The organism is Aeromonas sp. MaB10011B, from assembly GCF_017939325.1.
In the GTDB taxonomy this organism is placed as follows: domain Bacteria; phylum Pseudomonadota; class Gammaproteobacteria; order Enterobacterales; family Aeromonadaceae; genus Aeromonas; species Aeromonas caviae.
In genome coordinates this window covers 1-17073 of record NZ_JAGKRK010000031.1, presented here as the reverse complement: position 1 = coordinate 17073, position 17073 = coordinate 1, and the positions used below count along the sequence as shown (strand labels likewise).

The window sequence follows — 17073 nt, the reverse complement described above, 5'->3', positions numbered from 1 at the left end:
GACAGTGGCCCCATGGGGCCGATCTTCTAGCCGTGAGGCGTAAAGGAGACATGAATATGCATCAGAAAGTGGTTGTGATGGAACGCCCCAGTTGGGTTCTGCCTCGAGTTTTGGGGGAGATGTTCGGGTACACTGAGAAGGCCATCAGCGAGAAGCGGAAGAAGGGCCAGCTTATAGAGGGGGTCCACTACAAGTTGGCCCCGGATGGGAAGTATGTCTATCACTGGCGGAGATATGAGGATTGGCTGACCGGAACCAAGAACTGATCGACATCGTTGCGGTAACACCAGGTGTCGAACTACACGGCAAGAGCCTTCGCATCGACTTCCGCTTCCACGGCAAGCGATGCCGGGAAACGCTCAACATGCCGGCCACCAAAGCCAACATCAAGCATGCCTCCCGAAAACGGGAGGCCATCCTGCACGAGATTGCCATCGGGGTGTTCGACTACGCCAAGCACTTCCCAGACAGCAAGAATGCCCACCGGTTCGCTGGCACGACTGCAAGCCGTGACATTTCGCTAGGTGACCTAGTGGAGCACTACCTGAAGATCAAGGATGTGGACATCGGCGATAACGCCCGTGGTCGCTATCGCTCCATTCTGGGGATGATGGCCGCCGACCTGGACCACACCCGGATCGTCAGCACCTTCCGGACCGAAGACCTGCAACAATGGCGCCGGTACCTGATGACCGAGCCGCGGAACAGAACCAGCAAGCCCTTGGCTCCGAGATCGGTCAACTACTACATGATGGTCGCCGCTGGGCTGTTCAACTTCGCCAAGCAGAACGGCTACACCCACCAGGACCTTTCTTCAGTGCTGACCAAGGTGGAAGTGATCCGGGATAAACCAGACCCTTTTGATCAAGATGAGTTCCGGCGCCTGCAGGAAGCAGCTCGGCACGATATGGATGCGATGTGGATCCAGCTCGCATGCTGGACAGGCATGCGTACTGGGGAGCTCTGCTCCCTAGCATGGGAGGATGTTGACCTGGAGCGCGGGGAGCTCCAAATCCGCCGCAACATCACCCAGGCCCGCAACTTCAAGGTACCGAAGACCGGACATGAGCGAACCATTGTACTCCTGCCCCCTGCAATCGAGGCGCTGAAGCGCATGCGGCCAATGACAGCCATGCGCCAGTCCCATTACATCAAGAAGACGTTGAGGGACCGCCGGCAGGTCGACGAGAAGGTCACGTTTGTATTTAGTCCAGACGTCACCAGCAAGACGCCCGGGCTCAGTATCTGCTACACAGCCTTCACCTTGGGCGACAAATGGGACAGGTTGATAAAGAGGGCTGGCATTCGCCGCCGAACCCAATACCATATGCGCCATACATTTGCTTGCTGGATGCTGACCGCTGGCGCCAACCCTGAATGGGTTGCGTCTTACCTTGGGCACGAGGACAGCACCATGGTGCGAACAGTCTATGGCAAATGGATTCCCGAACAAGACCGCGACGAAGCGGACAGGGTTTGGGGCAGGCTTGGGGCCAGCTTTTCAGATTTGGCCCCAATACAGCCCCAAGATTTCACAGCAACACAATAACAACCTGTAAATTAAAGAGAATTAGCCAATGGCTCAATTTATTTACACCATGAACAGGGTTGGCAAGGTCGTGCCGCCCAAGCGTCATATTCTCAAGAACATATCCCTCTCCTTCTTCCCGGGGGCCAAGATAGGCGTGCTGGGTCTGAACGGCGCCGGGAAATCGACCCTGCTGCGCATCATGGCGGGTATCGACACCGAGATCGAAGGGGAAGCCCGTCCGCAGCCCGGCATCAAGATTGGCTACCTGCCCCAGGAGCCGAAGCTGGATCCGGAGCAGACCGTACGCGAAGCGGTCGAAGAGGCGGTCGGCGACGTCAAACGCGCCATGGCGCGCCTCGACGAGGTCTATGCAGCCTACGCCGACCCGGATGCGGATTTTGACAAGCTGGCCCGCGAACAGGGCGAGCTGGAAGCCATCATCGCCGCCCAGGGCGGCCACAACATGGAAAACCAGCTGGAGCGTGCGGCCGACGCCCTGCGCCTGCCGGCCTGGGATGCCCAGATCAAGCACCTCTCCGGGGGTGAGCGCCGCCGGGTAGCCCTGTGCCGCCTGCTGCTGGAAAAACCGGACATGCTGCTGCTGGACGAGCCGACCAACCACCTGGATGCGGAATCCGTGGCCTGGCTGGAGCGCTTCCTGCACGACTACGAAGGCACCGTCGTGGCCATCACCCACGACCGTTACTTCCTCGACAACGTGGCGGGCTGGATCCTGGAGCTGGACCGCGGCGAAGGCATCCCCTGGGAGGGCAACTACTCCTCCTGGCTGGAGCAAAAAGATGCCCGTCTGGCCCAGGAAGCGAGTTCCGAAGCCGCCCGTCGCAAGTCCATCGAGAAGGAACTGGAGTGGGTTCGTCAGAACCCGAAAGGCCGTCAGGCCAAATCCAAGGCTCGTATGGCTCGCTTCGAAGAGCTCAACACCAACGACTACCAGAAGCGCAACGAGACCAACGAGCTGTTCATTCCGCCCGGACCGCGCCTGGGCGACAAGGTGGTGGAGGTGGCCAACCTCTGCAAGTCCTATGGCGACCGCCAGCTGATCGACGATCTCTCCTTCTCCATTCCGAAGGGTGCCATCGTCGGCATCATCGGTCCGAACGGTGCCGGTAAATCGACCCTGTTCCGCATGATGTCGGGTCAGGAGCAGCCGGATTCCGGTTCCATCACCCTGGGTGACACCGTGGTGCTGGCCTCCGTGGATCAGTTCCGCGACAGCATGAACGACAAGAAGACGGTGTTCGAGGAAGTCGCCGACGGCCAGGACATCCTGCGCATCGGCAACTACGAGTTCCCGAGCCGCGCCTACATCGGCCGCTTCAACTTCAAGGGTTCCGACCAGCAGAAGCGGGTCGGCGAGCTCTCCGGTGGTGAACGTGGCCGTCTGCACCTGGCCAAGCTACTGCAGACCGGCGGCAACGTGCTGCTGCTGGATGAACCGACCAACGATCTGGACATCGAAACCCTGCGCGCCCTCGAGAACGCCCTGCTGGAGTTCCCGGGTTGCGCCATGGTCATCTCCCACGACCGCTGGTTCCTCGACCGCATCGCCACCCACATCCTGGACTACCAGGACGAGGGCAAGATCGAATTCTTTGAAGGCAACTTCACCGAATACGAAGAGTGGAAGAAGAAAACCTACGGTGCCGAGGCTATCCAGCCGCGCCGCGCCAAGTACAAGCGCATTGCCAAGTAAGGCGAGGCAACAGCCGCGCCGCCAGGTATGACGTCACAAGGGGAGCCGGGGCTCCCCTTTTTTGCCTCTTCTGACTTACAATCTCCACCTCTACCCCAGCGATAGCGACCCATGACCCAAGCCTCCACCACCAGACTCACCATCCAGATCCGGCTCGAACCCGGCTGTCTGGGGCCGGATGGCAAGCAGCACATCGATACCTTCTGCGCGGCCGCCAACCGGATCCTCGCCGCCATCGAACCCCGACGAGTGCACTGGGTGCTGCTGCCCCGCCATGACAAGCAACTGGCCGAGCAGGCCTACTTCCTCGATGGCCGTCCCTTGAGCGAAACCCAGGCCACCCTGCTGCTACAACGCATGGGGTTGGCCCTCGATCCCTTGCTGGAGCAGAGCGATGCCGTGCTGAGCCAGCTTATCGAACGCTACCAGAAAAACCGTTGATCCCGATGTGGAAACGGGGCTCTATTGGTCCCCTTTTTCCTGCCTCCGGGGGAAAACGTTTGAATTTTTACTCTATTCATTGATCCGCCTCGCACATCCGGGGTTTGTAAACCTGGCCGCCTGTGTGAAAATGTGCGCGCTGTCACGGTATCAGGACGAGTCTGGTCACTTCACCGCCAGAATCAGGGTCCGTCGCCCCGCATGGATGGGCCGGGCCTCCTGCTGCCTATTTCACGTCACCCATTGGAATCCAACATGAATCAACCACATCACGCTACCGGGCAGACCGCCAGCCCGGCTGCCGGGCAGGGATTGCTCGAGCGCCTGTTTGCCCTGCGCGGTCATGGCACCACGGCCCGCACCGAGGTGATCGCCGGCATCACCACCTTCCTGACCATGGTCTACATCGTCTTCGTCAACCCGCAGATCCTCTCTGCGGCCGGCATGGACACCCAGGCCGTGTTCGTTACCACCTGCCTCATCGCCGGCATCGGCAGCATCCTGATGGGTCTGCTGGCGAACCTGCCCATCGCCCTGGCTCCCGCCATGGGCCTCAACGCCTTCTTCGCCTTCGTGGTGGTGGCCGGCATGGGCTACTCCTGGCAGGTCGGCATGGGCACCATCTTCTGGGGTGCGCTGGGCCTGCTGATCCTGACCCTGCTGCGGGTACGCTACTGGCTCATCGCCAACATTCCCCTGACCCTGCGGGTCGGCATCACCGCCGGCATCGGTCTGCTCATCGCCCTGCTCGGCCTGCACAATGCCGGCATCGTGGTCGCGAGCCCCGCCACCATGGTGACCGTGGGCAACCTCACCTCCCTGCCCTGCCTGCTGGGATTGTTGGGATTCTTCCTCATCTGCATCTTCTCCGCCCGTGGCGTCCACTCCGCCGTGTTGATCGCCATCGTGGTGACCACCACCCTGGGCTGGCTGTTCGGCGACGTCACCTTCAAGGGCTTCGTCTCCGTACCGCCGAGCATCACCCCCGTCTTCGGCCAGCTGGATCTGATGGGATCGCTGGACATCAGCCTCGCCGGGATCATCTTCTCCTTCATGCTGGTCAACCTGTTCGACTCTTCCGGCACCCTAATCGGCGTGACCAACCGCGCCAAGCTGGCGGATGACAAGGGACACTTCCCGCGCATGAAGCAGGCCCTGGTGGTCGATAGCGTCAGCTCCGTCGGCGGCGCTTTCATGGGGACCTCGTCCGTGACGGCCTACATCGAGAGCAGCTCCGGCGTCGCCGTCGGCGGTCGCACCGGCCTGACCGCCATCGTGGTGGGCATCCTGTTCCTGCTGGCCATCTTCTTCTCTCCGGTCGCCGCCATGGTGCCGGCGTATGCCGCAGCGGGGGCCCTCATCTACGTGGGCGTGCTGATGTGCTCCGAGCTGACCCGGGTGAAGTGGGAAGACCTGACCGAAGCGGTGCCGGCCTTCATGACCGCGGTGATGATGCCGTTCAGCTTCTCCATCACCGAGGGGATCGCCGTGGGCTTCATCTCCTACTGCGTGATGAAGGCGGGCACCGGCCGCTGGCGCGAGATCAACCCCTGCGTGCTGGTGGTGGCTCTGCTCTTCGTCCTCAAGTTTGTCTGGGTCGATGCCCACTGATTTTTCTTCCATGAAAAGAAAAACCAGACTCTGAAAACAAAAATGCCCGTCATCGACGGGCATTTTTTTTGGCGGGTACAGGGCTCAGCGAATACCGCGGGCCTCGCGGATCCACTCCCAGGCTTGCTGGATCTCCTGGGTCTTCTCCTTGGCCATCTCCATCATCTCGGGGGGCAATCCCTTGGCAGCCAGCTTGTCAGGGTGATGCTTGCTCATCTCCTTGCGATAGGCACGCTTGATCTCCTGATCGCTGTCGCTCTCGTTCACCCCAAGCAACTGATAGGCATCCTTGAGGCGATCCCGGGAGGGGGGCTCCTGACGGTATTGCTGCCCCTGGCCACTGCCCTGCTGTTGCTGACGGTGGAAGAAGTTCATCTGGGCCTCGGCCATGGCCAGAATGCGGGCCAGCTCGATGCGACTGAACCCCAGCTCGTCGGCGATGGTTTGCAGGATGGCCCGCTCGTTCGCCTCCACCTGACCGTCGGCGAAGGCGGCCTGCAGCTGGACCTCGAGGAAGAAGCGCAGGATGTCACGCTGCCCCAGGCTCGCCTGGCGAAACTCCGCCAGGGTCTCGCGCAGGGGGAAGTCCGCCTCCTTGCCAAGGCGGAACGACTCCTGAGCCCGTACCCGCTGCTCTCCGGCCAGCCGCATCCTGTCCATCAGGTTGGACGCGACCCGTATTTCGTGCTCGGTGACCTGGCCGCTCGCCTTGGCGATGTGGCCCATGACGGCGAAGGTGGCATGGAAAAAGACGGCCTGTTGCTGCTGGCTGGGTGCCCGCTGGAAGGCCCCGCGGATCCCCATGCCCCGATCGAAGCGATGGCCGATCCACAGGCCCAGCAGGGCACCGAAGATGTTGCCGAGCAGAAAACCGAAGAAGGTGCCAAGCACCTTGCCCCAAATACGCATGGTTCAAGACCTCGTGATGTTAATGGGTGCCGGCGAGCAGTTGCTCGTCCAGCTCGCGCAGCCGATCCACTGTGCCGATGTCGCGCCACTCGCCAGCCAGCAGGCTGCCACCCACCCGTCCCAGCGCCATCCAGTCGCGCAGCAGGGGGGCCAGCTTGCGCACCCCGCAGGGCAAGCCGGCAAAGGCGGCGGGGTGATAGAGGCCGACGCCGCTGAAGGTGAGGGCCGGGGTGTCCAGCACCCGACCCGCTTGCAGGGAGAAGTCCCCTTGCGGATGCTGGGGAGGGTTGGGCACCAGCCAGAGGTGGGCGAGATCCTCCCCAAGCGGCTGGTTCACCAGAGCGCGATAATCCAGGTCGAGCCAGGTATCGCCGTTGATCACCAGAAAGGGTTCGCTGCCCAGCAGAGGCAGCGCCTGCACGATGCCGCCGGCGGTCTCGAGCGCGCTCTCTTCGGCCGACCAGTGGATGGATACCCCGAGCGCACTGCCATCGCCGAGTGCCGCCACCAGCTTGTGTCCGAGCCAGGCGTGGTTGATGACAAGTGTGGTCACGCCGGCTGCCTTGAGTTTTTCGATATGGTGCACGATGAGCGGCTTGCCCCCCGCCGCCAGCAGCGGCTTGGGCAGCAGATCGGTGAGCGGGCGCATCCGCTCCCCCCGCCCCGCGGCCAGGATCATCGCCTTCATGGTGTCACCCCGGTGCGCGCCAATCCGGGCAGCACCACCTGCTCCAGCCACTGGCCGAAGCGGGCCAGCACCGGATAGGCGGCGCCATGGCTGCGACAAACATCGACCACATAGCCGAGGGTGCGGGGAATGTCCTTGAGGTAGCCGGCCTTGCCATCGCGGTGATAGAGGCGGGTGAAGAGACCCGCCGCCTTGAGATGGCGCTGCATGCCGGTGAGATCGGCTGCGCGACGAAACGCGGCATAGTCCAGATTGCCGAGCAGGCCGGCCCCTTGCAGGGTGTCGAAGCCAAGTCGCATGCCCTGCTCGATCACCGCGTCCGGCCAGCGCACGTAGCAATCTTTGAGCAGGGAAACTAGGTCATAGCTCAGCGGCCCGATGACCATGTCCTGGAAGTCGATAAGGGCGAGGTCGCTCTCCTTCGGGTTCATCCCGCCGCACACCATCAGGTTGCGGCTGTGGAAGTCCCGGTGCATCACTCCTTGTGGCTGGGCCTGGTTGCTCGCCGTGAGGCAGGCGAAGGTCTCCGCCAGCAACTGCAGCTCTTCATCGCTCAGGGTCAGTTGTAGGTGATGTCCCAGCAACCACTCGGGGAAGATGGCATTTTCGCGGGCCATGAAGGCCTCATCGAAGGGCTCGAGCTCGAGCGCCACAGTGCCGAGCCTTGGCAGCAGGGCGATGGCCTTGCCATACCAGGCCAGTACGCTCGCTTCGTTCAGGCAGCCGATAAGCTGGGTATCCCCCAGGTCCGTCACCGCCAGCAATCCCTGCTCGTAGTCGACCCCCTTTACCTCGGGGGCCAGCAGCCCCGCATCGTGCAGGGCGGTGGCATTGCGAACGAATTCATGATTTTTTTCGGTTTTCGGATTAGCATCCACCCACACCAGACCGCCGCCCCGGAAGTAGCGGCGGAAACTGGCGTCACCGGAAATAAGCGTCAACGAGAGGTTGGCGTCACCGGAAATCCGGCGAGCCCATTGCAAAAGCAGGGAAGCGCGATCGTGCATGAGTCGGGAACCAAGTTGGAAAGCAGCACTTGGCTGTTAGCCCTGGCCGCAATAATGCTTTATCATTGCCGGCTAACATAAAGCAATGACATGCAATGTCAACTCGATGGATCCTGACATAAAATGCATGCCCTGAATCCACCGTTTTTACTACGGATTGCGCGAGCCTTTCACATGACAAAATGGACACTGGGATACTCCTGTCCCATCGCCCTGACCATCAGCCTTGTTCCTGCCCTGAGCCCGCTCATGGCCCAGGCAGCGCCACTCAATGCGCCACCCGCTACCGGGATCCTCGACAGCCTCTGCTATGACTATGTTCCCAAGATAGAGAAGCCCAGTGCGGACCAGGACGCCAATGCCCAGCCCGTCGAGGTGGATGCCGATCGCCTGGAGGCCAAGCAGGGCGGTACCGCCGTCTACGAGGGTGACGTCAAGGTGCGCCAGGGCGTGCGCAAGTTCGACTCCGACTATGCCCAGCTCGACCAGAAGAGCCGGGATGTCATCGCCATCGGCAACATCTATTACAACGATGGCCAGATCACGGTCACCAGCGACAAAACCCTGAAATCCAACCTGGACACCAAGAACTCCGAGTTGGAAGAGGGCAAGTATCAGGTCCATGGCTCACCGGTGCGCGGCTTCGCCGAAAAGGTGACCATGACCAACAACAACCAGAACATCACTCTGGAAGGGGCCCAGTACACCACCTGCCCACCGGGCCAGGAGGCCTGGACCCTGAAGGCCGGCAGCATCGACATCGATCAGTCCGAGGTATTTGGGGAGGCCTGGAACGCCAGCCTCTGGCTCTATGACTATCCGGTCTTCTACTTCCCCTATATCAACTTCCCCATCAAGGATGAGCGCAAGACCGGTCTGCTCTACCCGGGCTATACCCAAAGCTCCAAGAACGGTATGGACATCACCCAGCCGTTCTACTGGAACATCGCCCCCAACTACGATGCCACCATCACCTCCCGCTTCATGGACAGACGGGGCCTGATGGAACAGGTCGAGTTCCGCTACATGCCGGACCCGGCCCACGTGGGGAGCCTCTACTTCGAGAACCTGGCGGACGACAAGCAGTACGACGAGACGGCCAGCCTCAATCAGCATCTCTCTGATGGTCACCGTTACCTGCTCAGTGCCCGCCACACCTCCATGTTCATGGACAACGCCATGCGGGTGTCGGTGGACTACACCAAGGTACGGGACCAGGACTACAACTACTTCAACGACTTCACCCCCAAGGTGGGGACCCAGGTCGACAACCAGTTGCAGCAATCCCTGAAGGCGGGTTACTACCAGCAGAACTGGAACCTCGATGCCGAGGTACGGACCTACCAGATCCTGCTGGCCAGCGCCCAGCAGCCCCACGAGCTGATGCCGCGCATCAACCACAACTACTACCAGCAGGGCAGCTGGTACGATCTGGCCTGGAATACCGAGCTGACCAACTTCGGCTACAACAACGATCAGGCCATCGAGCAGAACAAGGGTGAAGCCTACACCGGCACCCGGGTCTACACGGCCCCCACCCTGACTATCCCCCTCGTTGACGAGGCGGGTTACTTCCTCGACAGCCAGTACAAGCTGATGTACACCCGTTACGACCAGACGGTGCCTGACCAGATGAGCAGCACCTTCACCAATCGTTTCACCCCGAGAGAGGGCGGCGACGTCACCCTGGAAGAGGGGACCATCACCCGGGTACTGCCCTCGTTCCGTCTCAAGGGCGGCATGACCTTCGAGCGGGATCAGCAGTGGTTTGGCGAGGGTGCCAACCAGACCCTGGAGCCTGAATTCCAGTACCTCTATGTGCCCTACAAGGATCAGGACAACATCGGTGTCTATGACTCCACCACCATGCGCCAGGACTACTACAGCCTCTTCAGCGATCGCCGCTTCGCCGGTCTGGACCGCATCAGCGACTCAAACCGGCTCTCCTTGGGGGTCACCACCCGCATTTATGATCCGGCCGGGGATGAACGAATCCGGTTGGCCGTTGCCCAAGCCTTCGACTTCGTGGCGCCCAGGGTCAAGCTTTACAGCAGCGATGAGCTGAGCACCAATACCCGCTCCCCGCTGTCGTTCGAGGGTGACGCCAAGATCAACGAGCAGTGGTATGCCCATGCGGGGGCACAATATGATATGGAACAGCGCCAGATAAGCTCTGCCAACAGCGCCCTGGAATACCGTCACGAAAAGTTGATCAGCCAGTTGAACCACCGCTTCGTGCGGGATGCCAACTACGACCTCGACCACAAGGGCCAGGTGACGGATCTCAACCAGATCGGCCTGCTGCTGACCACCCCGCTGGACGATCGCTGGCACCTTTATGGCGGCTACTATCAGGAGCTCAACCAGAACGTCAAAGTGGACCGCAAGGTGGGTCTGAAATACGACTCCTGCTGCTGGAGCATCAACTTCAACCTGGAATGGGTCAACACGCCAGACAACGTGAACCTGACCCCGACGTCCGAGCGCAGCCTCGGCATTCAATTTGAAATGAAAGGATTGGGTAGCGTGGGTACCGGCTCCAAGGGCACTTCCCTGGACACCGAAGCACTGCCTTACATTCGTCCGTTTAACCTGCGAGACCAGTAACCGGTCTGGCAAACGCCTTGAGAGATGGATATGAAGAAGACGTTGATTTCCCTGCTGACCGCAGGCCTGTTCGGAGTCATGAGCCAGGGTGCACTCGCCGCCCCCGAGCTGATGGACAAGGTGCTGGCCGTGGTCAACAAGGATGTGGTGCTGGCCAGTCAGCAGGAGGCCCTGGTGCAAAAGGTCAAGGCCTCTGCCCAGGAGAGCGGCCAGTCCCTGCCCGATGACGTCACCCTGCGCAAGCAGGCACTGGATCGCCTGATCCAGGAGAGCCTGCAACTGCAACTGGCGGAGCGCCAGGGGCTCAAGATCAGTGACACCCAGCTGGAACAGGCCATCCAGAGCATTGCCGCCGACAACAAGATGAACCTGGAGCAACTGCGCGCCCAACTGGAGCGGGAAGGCCTGACCTACGCCCAGTACCGTGAGGAGGTGCGCCGCGAGATCCTGATGAACGAGGTGCGCCGCAGCCAGGTCCGCCGTCGCATCAACATCTCCGATCAGGAGGTCAAGCAGGTGGTCGAGGCCCTGAGCAAACAGGGCCAGCAGCAGACGTCATATCATATCGGCCATATCCAGGTCGCGCTGCCGGACAACCCGAATGCCGAGCAGCTCAACGCTGCCAAGGCAAAGATCGAGCGCATTCTGGCGTCCCTGAAAGAGGGGGCCGACTTCCGCAAGCTGGCCATTGCCGAGAGTAACGGTCCCAAGGCGCTGGAAGGGGGTGACTGGGGCTGGTTGAGCCCGCAGGAGATGCCCACCCTGATGGCGGAAGCCGTGCAAGGGGCCGGCAAGGGTGACATCGTCGGCCCGCTGCGCTCCGGCGCCGGTCTGCACATCATCAAGATCTTCGACACCAAGGGTCAGCAACAGGTCATGCAGACCGAGGTCAAGGCGCGCCACATCCTGATCAAGCCCTCCATCATCCTGAGCGAGGAGAAGGCCAAGGGCACCCTGGACGGCATCCTGCACGACATCAAGAGCGGCAAGGCCAGCTTTGCCAGCATGGCAGAGAAATACTCCGAGGATCCGGGCTCTGCGGTGCAGGGTGGCGAGCTGGGCTGGTCTGATCCCAACGTCTATGTGCCGGAATTCCGCGACATGCTGGGTCGCCTGCAACCGGGCCAGATCAGCGAACCCTTCCGCACCAGCCACGGCTGGCACATCGTGCAGCTCGAGGATCGCCGCAGCCAGGACGCCACCGGCAAGGCCCAGGAGCAACGCGCCTACCAGCTCATCTTCAACCGCCGCTTCGCCGAAGAGTCCCAGGCCTGGCTGGATGAGCTGCGCGACGAAGCCTACATCCAGATCGAACCCAATTGATGGGCGACACGCAGATGATCAAGGCGCATCCAGGGCACACCGAGGCACAACAGAGCTGCCACCGGCTTGCCATCACCCCGGGTGAACCGGCCGGGATCGGTCCGGATCTGGTCCTGCAGATTGCCCAGCAGGATTGGCCCCATCAGCTGGTGGTGATCGTCGATCCCGCCCTGCTGCGCGAACGGGCCGCCCTGCTGGGGCTGCCCGTCGAGCTTGAACCCTATGACGAAAGCGCCCCCACTCGTCCGCAGCGGGCGGGGACTCTGACCGTCTGCCCCGTGCCGCTCGGCGCCCCCGTGGTGCCAGGCAAGCTGGATGAGGGCAACGGCGCCTATGTGCTGGCTACCTTGCAGCGCGCCTGCGACGGCAACCTGAGCGGCGAATTTGCCGCCGTGGTGACCGGGCCGGTGCACAAGGGGATCATCAACCAGGCGGGCGTCTCGTTCAGCGGTCACACCGAGTTCTTCGCCCAGCAGTCCGACACCGCCGATGTGGTGATGCTGCTGGCCACCGAAGGGCTGAGAGTGGCCCTCGCGACCACCCATATTCCCCTTGCCTATGTGGCCAAGGCCATCACCGAGGATCGCCTTGGCAAGGTGATCCGCATCCTGAATGCGGATCTCAAGCGCAAATTCGGCATCGAACAGCCCCGGATCTATGTCTGCGGCCTCAATCCCCATGCCGGGGAAGGGGGTCATCTGGGCCGTGAAGAGATCGATGTCATCGAACCCGCCCTGGCCGCCCTGCGCCAGGAAGGGATCGATCTGGTCGGCCCGCTGCCGGCCGATACCCTGTTCCAGGACAAATACCTCAAGGATGCGGATGCGGTACTCGCCATGTACCACGATCAGGGGCTGCCCGTGCTCAAGTACAAGGGCTTTGGCAACTCGGTCAACATCACCCTCGGACTTCCCTTCATCCGTACCTCGGTGGACCACGGCACCGCGCTGGATCTGGCAGGCAAGAACCTGGCAGACCCCGGCAGCCTCACCACCGCGATCAACCACGCCATCCAGATGGTAGAGAAAAAAAGATATGAGCAGTAAGGTGCACATGGGCCACACGGCCCGTAAGCGTTTCGGTCAGAACTTCTTGCACGACCGGTATGTGATCGACCAGATAGTGGCCGCCATCAACCCGCAACCGGGTCAGAATCTGGTGGAGATTGGCCCGGGTCTGGCCGCGCTCACCGAGCCGGTCGCCGCCCAGATGGACAAGATGACCGTGGTCGAGCTGGACCGGGATCTTGCCGCACGTCTGCGCGAACACCCCACCCTGAAAGAGAAGCTGACCGTCATCGAAGCCGATGCCATGCGCTTTGACTTCAGCACCCTGATGGGGGAAGGCAAGGGGCCGCTGCGCATCTTCGGCAACCTGCCCTACAACATCTCCACCCCGCTCATCTTCCACCTGTGCGAATTTGCCGACCGGGTGGAGGACATGCACTTCATGCTGCAAAAGGAAGTGGTGCTGCGTCTGGCCGCCGGCCCGGGCAGCAAGGCCTATGGCCGTCTGAGCGTGATGACCCAGTACTACTGTCAGGTAGTGCCGGTGCTGGAAGTGGGCCCGGGCGCCTTCAAGCCGGCGCCGAAGGTGGATTCCGCCGTGGTGCGTCTGATCCCGCACAAGAACCCGACTATCGTCGCGAAAGACATTCGTTGCCTGAACCGGGTCTGCACCGAAGGCTTCGGCCAGCGTCGCAAGACCATTCGCAACAGCTTCTCCAACTTCATCACCGACGCCCAGCTGACCGAGCTTGGCATCGATGGCAACCTGCGCCCGGAGAATCTCTCCCTCGAGCAGTTCGTCACGATCGCCAACTGGCTGGCCGACCAGCAACAGGCCTGATCCCATGACCCAAGCCCGGATAGTGGTCCGCCCCCACCCCAGCTATGTGGCGGGAACCGCAGATCCCTACCATTTTCTCTATCGCATCGAGATTGAGAACCTGGGTCCGGGCACGGTGCAACTGCTGCATCGACGCTGGCTCATTACGGATGCCAATGGCAAGATGCTGGAAGTGGAAGGTCCCGGCGTGGTCGGTGAACAACCCCTGATCGCCCCCGGCGAGACCTTTTCCTACCAGAGTGGCGTTCCCCTAGCCACACCGCTTGGCGTGATGGAAGGCAGCTACATCCTGCAGGATGAATCGGGGCAACAATTCGAAGCCCCCATCGCCCCCTTCACGCTGGCCGTCCCCAACATAATCAACTGAGGTTTCATGGCGAACTGTTTCGTCGGTGATATCCAGGGCTGCTACGACGATTTGCGCCGTCTGCTGGATCTTGCCGAGTTCGACTTCGATAACGACACGCTCTGGCTGTGCGGCGATCTCGTCGCCCGGGGGCCGGACTCCCTCAACACCCTGCGTTTCGTCAAATCACTGGGGCAGCAGGCCGTCACCGTGCTCGGCAACCACGACCTGCATCTGCTGGCGGTAGCCCACGGGGTCGCCCCGCTCAAGAAGAAAGACAAGCTGCAGGCGCTGATGGAGGCCCCGGATCGGGACGAGCTGCTGGAGTGGCTGCGTCACCGTCCCCTGCTGGCAGAACACCCCGACCTGCCCATCATGATGGTGCATGCGGGCCTCTCCCCCGCATGGGACGCCCACACCGCCCGCAGTTGTGCCCGGGAGGTGGAGAGCCTGCTGCGCGGGGATCAGTACAGCTGGCTGCTGCACAACATGTATGGCGATCAGCCCGACAGCTGGAACGACAACCTGCTAGGCATAGAGCGTTACCGCTACATCATCAACAGCTTCACCCGGATGCGCTTTTGCTACTTCGACGGGCGCCTCGACTTCAAATGCAAGAAGGGCCCCACCGAATCGACCCCGGGCCTGCGCCCCTGGTTCGAGCAGCGCGAGCACCATGTGGATGACCCCATTCTGGTCTTCGGCCACTGGGCGGCCCTGATGGGCAACACCGGCAAATCCGATATCAAGGGACTCGACACCGGGTGCGTCTGGGGCAACAGCCTCACCCTGTGGCGCTATGAAGATGATGCCCTGATCGCGACCCCCTGCCCTACCTACGCCAAGTGACGATAAGCGGCTGAATCTGAGCAACCCTGTGGTGCCATGAAGATGATGCCCTGATCGTCACTCACAGTCCCGCCAACGCCAAGTAGCTGCAGACAATAAAACAAAACGGGCCCGGTATTGCCGGGCCCGTTTTTTATGGTGCACAGCTCACCCTAGAGCTTGCGTCCCAGTCGTTTCTCGATCTGCTGTCGCTCCCACTCGGGGCCGAACAGCTTGAAGGGCTGGAACAGGTTGATGGCATGGGAGATCAGCCCCAACCCCCAGCCCAGTGCCGGCCACCAGGCCCAGATATAGCCCGGGTTGCTCAGGTAGTTGATGACAAACAGCCCGCATATTACCAGCAGGTAGCTGGCGATGTGGTAATAGAAGCCCTTGAGCCCCTCCACATAACGCATGGCGGCCCGCTCCTCTACCGATACCCGAATCGGATCCCGTTCCATCGTGTCACTCCCTCTCATCTCATGCTCCTGTTGGCTTGTACCGTCAAGTTGCGCCACCTCGAGCTCAAAGACGGCGGCCAGGGCCTTGAGGGATTCCAGTCCGGGCTGCTGACCCTGCTCGATCCGCTGAATGGTGCGAACGCTCAGGCCGGTAAAGGCGGCCAACTGCTCCTGTGACCAGCCCCGCTGCAATCTCAACTTCCTGACGATCATCTCGAACTCCTTGTGGTTGATTGACGGGGCCAGCATAGGGGCCGGAGGGTGGCATGCGACACGACAGCAGCCTGACACCAACCTGACTTTCCTTTTAATTCAGTGCATTAGATAAAATAGAGAGGGCAAAAACCCCATCTTTCCTCCCCACAACGCCCCCTCTCGATGACCTGACAGCAGGGCGACAGAGGCGCTTCTAGCAAGATAGCGCCCTGCTCTTCGGGGAGTCGAGCTTATAGCGCCTGCATCAGCTCGGCGGCAATTTCAAAGGAGCGCAGCCTCGCCTGGTGATCGACGATGGGGCCGTTGAACATCAGCTCGTCGGCACCGGTCTCGGCCAGCAGGGCCTTGAGGCCGTGGCGTACCCGATCCGGCTCCCCCACCAGGGAGCGAGCCAGGGTCTGCTCCATCGCCATCAATTCGCGGGGAGACCACTCATCCCCCAGCGTCTGCACCGGCAGTGGCAGCTTGCCGGCATCCCCCCGGTAAAGACGCAGGAACTGCTGCTGCAGGGTGGTGAACAGGAAGCGGGCCTCACGGTCGGTGTCGGCGGCGATCAGATTCACGCACACCACTGCATGGGGTTTGGGCCAGCGGGCAGAGGGGCGGTATTGGGTACGGTAGATCTCCAGCGCCTGCAGCAACATGGCGGGAGCGAAGTGGGAGGCAAAGCCGAACGGTAACCCCATGGCCGCAGCCAGTTGGGCACTGTAGAGGCTGGAGCCCAGCAGCCAGATGGGCACATGGAGTCCCTGACCCGGCACCGCCTGCACGGCACCGACCTCGTCGCCAAAATAACTCATCAGTTCGCGTACATCCGCCGGGAAATCATCCACCTCGCCGCTGCGCTGGCGGCGCAGCGCCTGCATGGTGCGCTGATCGCTGCCAGGGGCGCGGCCCAGGCCGAGATCGATGCGATCCGGATAGAGGGAACTTAGCGTACCGAACTGCTCCGCAATGACCAGGGGGGAGTGGTTCGGCAACATGATGCCGCCAGCCCCGAGCCGCAACGTCGTGGTGCCCCCGGCCAGGTGGCCAATCAGCACCGCTGTGGCGGCGCTGGCAATGCCCGGCATGTTGTGGTGCTCCGCCAGCCAGTAGCGATGGTAACCCCAGCGCTCCGCATGGCGAGCCAGATCCAGCGAGTGGCGAAACGACTCGGCCGGCAGACCACCTTCGGGAACGGGCACCAGATCCAGCACGGAATAGGGGACGACAGACATGGGACACTCCATTGGTTCACAGGGCGTTTATCAGGGGAGCAATGTAGCACGAGATATCTGAACGAATCATCTCACCACAGGGGCAAGGACGCAGCGTGAAGGCCGGCTGTTGATTTGGGGCTGAAGAGCGCAAGATCGAGTCCTAGGCTTTTTGTCATCCAGCAAGCACACTGTTAGGGAAGGTGCGAACAAGTCCCTGATATGAGATCATGTTTGTCATCTGGAGCCATGAAAAAGGGTTCATTATGAGTCATCAGCTCACCTTCGCCGACAGTGAATTCAGCAGTAAGCGCCGTCAGACTAGAAAAGAGATTTTCTTGTCC

General features: G+C 61.5%; 16 protein-coding genes. 11 read left to right on the top strand and 5 right to left on the bottom strand.

Annotated features, from left to right (window positions below; all coding sequences use genetic code 11):
• Positions 1–50 precede the first annotated feature (50 nt).
• From xisR to J9893_RS09985, 5 genes are all read left to right on the top strand, one after another.
• Positions 51–266, top strand: a complete 216-nt coding sequence (gene xisR / locus J9893_RS10005) for an excisionase family protein (RefSeq protein ID WP_307773191.1) — start codon at positions 51–53, stop codon at positions 264–266.
• On the top strand, positions 242–1549 hold the full coding sequence (locus J9893_RS10000) for a DUF3596 domain-containing protein (protein ID WP_128341967.1): 1308 nt from the start codon (positions 242–244) through the stop codon (positions 1547–1549). The genes xisR and J9893_RS10000 overlap by 25 nt, the downstream gene beginning before the upstream one ends.
• 28 nt (positions 1550–1577) lie before the next feature.
• Entirely contained in the window at positions 1578–3245 is a 1668-nt protein-coding gene (ettA, locus tag J9893_RS09995; RefSeq protein ID WP_010673216.1) for an energy-dependent translational throttle protein EttA, read from the top strand.
• Between the two features lie 111 nt (positions 3246–3356).
• Positions 3357–3686 carry a hypothetical protein gene (locus J9893_RS09990; RefSeq protein WP_039040029.1) on the top strand — a complete coding sequence of 110 codons (330 nt, stop codon included), beginning with the start codon at positions 3357–3359 and terminating at the stop codon, positions 3684–3686.
• Between the two features lie 255 nt (positions 3687–3941).
• Positions 3942–5297 carry an NCS2 family permease gene (locus J9893_RS09985; RefSeq protein WP_104454691.1) on the top strand — a complete coding sequence of 452 codons (1356 nt, stop codon included), beginning with the start codon at positions 3942–3944 and terminating at the stop codon, positions 5295–5297.
• 84 nt (positions 5298–5381) lie between these two features.
• Here J9893_RS09985 and djlA read toward each other — a convergent pair whose 3' ends face one another.
• From djlA to J9893_RS09970, 3 genes are read right to left on the bottom strand one after another with little or no spacing between them, the layout of a single operon-like run.
• The gene (gene djlA, locus J9893_RS09980) at positions 5382–6206 is read right to left on the bottom strand and encodes a co-chaperone DjlA (RefSeq protein WP_069784555.1); all 825 of its coding nucleotides are present in this window, start codon (positions 6204–6206) and stop codon (positions 5382–5384) included.
• Between the two features lie 19 nt (positions 6207–6225).
• Entirely contained in the window at positions 6226–6894 is a 669-nt protein-coding gene (murU, locus tag J9893_RS09975; RefSeq protein WP_201996042.1) for an N-acetylmuramate alpha-1-phosphate uridylyltransferase MurU, read from the bottom strand.
• Positions 6891–7901: a phosphotransferase gene (locus J9893_RS09970; protein WP_052816415.1), complete on the bottom strand. Its 1011-nt coding sequence runs from the start codon at positions 7899–7901 to the stop codon at positions 6891–6893. Before J9893_RS09970 ends, murU begins: the two co-directional genes overlap by 4 nt.
• 174 nt (positions 7902–8075) lie before the next feature.
• Between J9893_RS09970 and lptD the strand changes: the two genes are divergently transcribed.
• Genes lptD through J9893_RS09940 form a run of 6 tightly spaced genes read left to right on the top strand, consistent with a single transcriptional unit; the run spans position 8076 to position 14874 of the window.
• The gene (lptD, locus tag J9893_RS09965) at positions 8076–10508 is read left to right on the top strand and encodes an LPS assembly protein LptD (protein WP_039040025.1); all 2433 of its coding nucleotides are present in this window, start codon (positions 8076–8078) and stop codon (positions 10506–10508) included.
• 30 nt (positions 10509–10538) lie between these two features.
• On the top strand, positions 10539–11831 hold the full coding sequence (gene surA, locus J9893_RS09960) for a peptidylprolyl isomerase SurA (RefSeq protein ID WP_010673209.1): 1293 nt from the start codon (positions 10539–10541) through the stop codon (positions 11829–11831).
• The gene (pdxA, locus tag J9893_RS09955) at positions 11831–12877 is read left to right on the top strand and encodes a 4-hydroxythreonine-4-phosphate dehydrogenase PdxA (RefSeq protein WP_246875544.1); all 1047 of its coding nucleotides are present in this window, start codon (positions 11831–11833) and stop codon (positions 12875–12877) included. The genes surA and pdxA overlap by 1 nt, the downstream gene beginning before the upstream one ends.
• Positions 12867–13679: a 16S rRNA (adenine(1518)-N(6)/adenine(1519)-N(6))-dimethyltransferase RsmA gene (gene rsmA / locus J9893_RS09950; RefSeq protein WP_010673207.1), complete on the top strand. Its 813-nt coding sequence runs from the start codon at positions 12867–12869 to the stop codon at positions 13677–13679. The genes pdxA and rsmA overlap by 11 nt, the downstream gene beginning before the upstream one ends.
• 4 nt (positions 13680–13683) lie before the next feature.
• Positions 13684–14046: a Co2+/Mg2+ efflux protein ApaG gene (apaG, locus tag J9893_RS09945; protein ID WP_010673206.1), complete on the top strand. Its 363-nt coding sequence runs from the start codon at positions 13684–13686 to the stop codon at positions 14044–14046.
• A gap of 6 nt (positions 14047–14052) precedes the next feature.
• The gene (locus J9893_RS09940; protein WP_210601814.1) at positions 14053–14874 is read left to right on the top strand and encodes a symmetrical bis(5'-nucleosyl)-tetraphosphatase; all 822 of its coding nucleotides are present in this window, start codon (positions 14053–14055) and stop codon (positions 14872–14874) included.
• Positions 14875–15026: 152 nt separating this feature from the next.
• Here the strand turns inward: J9893_RS09940 and J9893_RS09935 are convergent, their stop codons facing one another.
• Together J9893_RS09935 and J9893_RS09930 are read right to left on the bottom strand one after the other, a co-directional pair.
• Positions 15027–15527 (bottom strand): 2TM domain-containing protein, encoded by a 501-nt coding sequence (locus J9893_RS09935; RefSeq protein ID WP_206865755.1) that lies wholly within the window; start codon positions 15525–15527, stop codon positions 15027–15029.
• 233 nt (positions 15528–15760) lie between these two features.
• On the bottom strand, positions 15761–16750 hold the full coding sequence (locus J9893_RS09930; protein ID WP_210601815.1) for a luciferase-like monooxygenase: 990 nt from the start codon (positions 16748–16750) through the stop codon (positions 15761–15763).
• Positions 16751–17073: the final 323 nt, after the last annotated feature.

Excerpts from the sequence above, each read along its gene's own strand:
- xisR (WP_307773191.1), top strand. The coding sequence starts at position 51 with ATGAATATGCATCAGAAAGTGGTTGTGATGGAACGCCCCAGTTGGGTT.
- ettA (WP_010673216.1), top strand. The coding sequence starts at position 1,578 with ATGGCTCAATTTATTTACACCATGAACAGGGTTGGCAAGGTCGTGCCG.
- J9893_RS09990 (WP_039040029.1), top strand. The coding sequence starts at position 3,357 with ATGACCCAAGCCTCCACCACCAGACTCACCATCCAGATCCGGCTCGAA.
- J9893_RS09985 (WP_104454691.1), top strand. The coding sequence starts at position 3,942 with ATGAATCAACCACATCACGCTACCGGGCAGACCGCCAGCCCGGCTGCC.
- djlA (WP_069784555.1), bottom strand. The coding sequence starts at position 6,206 with ATGCGTATTTGGGGCAAGGTGCTTGGCACCTTCTTCGGTTTTCTGCTC.
- murU (WP_201996042.1), bottom strand. The coding sequence starts at position 6,894 with ATGAAGGCGATGATCCTGGCCGCGGGGCGGGGGGAGCGGATGCGCCCG.
- J9893_RS09970 (WP_052816415.1), bottom strand. The coding sequence starts at position 7,901 with ATGCACGATCGCGCTTCCCTGCTTTTGCAATGGGCTCGCCGGATTTCC.
- lptD (WP_039040025.1), top strand. The coding sequence starts at position 8,076 with ATGACAAAATGGACACTGGGATACTCCTGTCCCATCGCCCTGACCATC.
- surA (WP_010673209.1), top strand. The coding sequence starts at position 10,539 with ATGAAGAAGACGTTGATTTCCCTGCTGACCGCAGGCCTGTTCGGAGTC.
- pdxA (WP_246875544.1), top strand. The coding sequence starts at position 11,831 with ATGGGCGACACGCAGATGATCAAGGCGCATCCAGGGCACACCGAGGCA.
- rsmA (WP_010673207.1), top strand. The coding sequence starts at position 12,867 with ATGAGCAGTAAGGTGCACATGGGCCACACGGCCCGTAAGCGTTTCGGT.
- apaG (WP_010673206.1), top strand. The coding sequence starts at position 13,684 with ATGACCCAAGCCCGGATAGTGGTCCGCCCCCACCCCAGCTATGTGGCG.
- J9893_RS09940 (WP_210601814.1), top strand. The coding sequence starts at position 14,053 with ATGGCGAACTGTTTCGTCGGTGATATCCAGGGCTGCTACGACGATTTG.
- J9893_RS09935 (WP_206865755.1), bottom strand. The coding sequence starts at position 15,527 with ATGATCGTCAGGAAGTTGAGATTGCAGCGGGGCTGGTCACAGGAGCAG.
- J9893_RS09930 (WP_210601815.1), bottom strand. The coding sequence starts at position 16,750 with ATGTCTGTCGTCCCCTATTCCGTGCTGGATCTGGTGCCCGTTCCCGAA.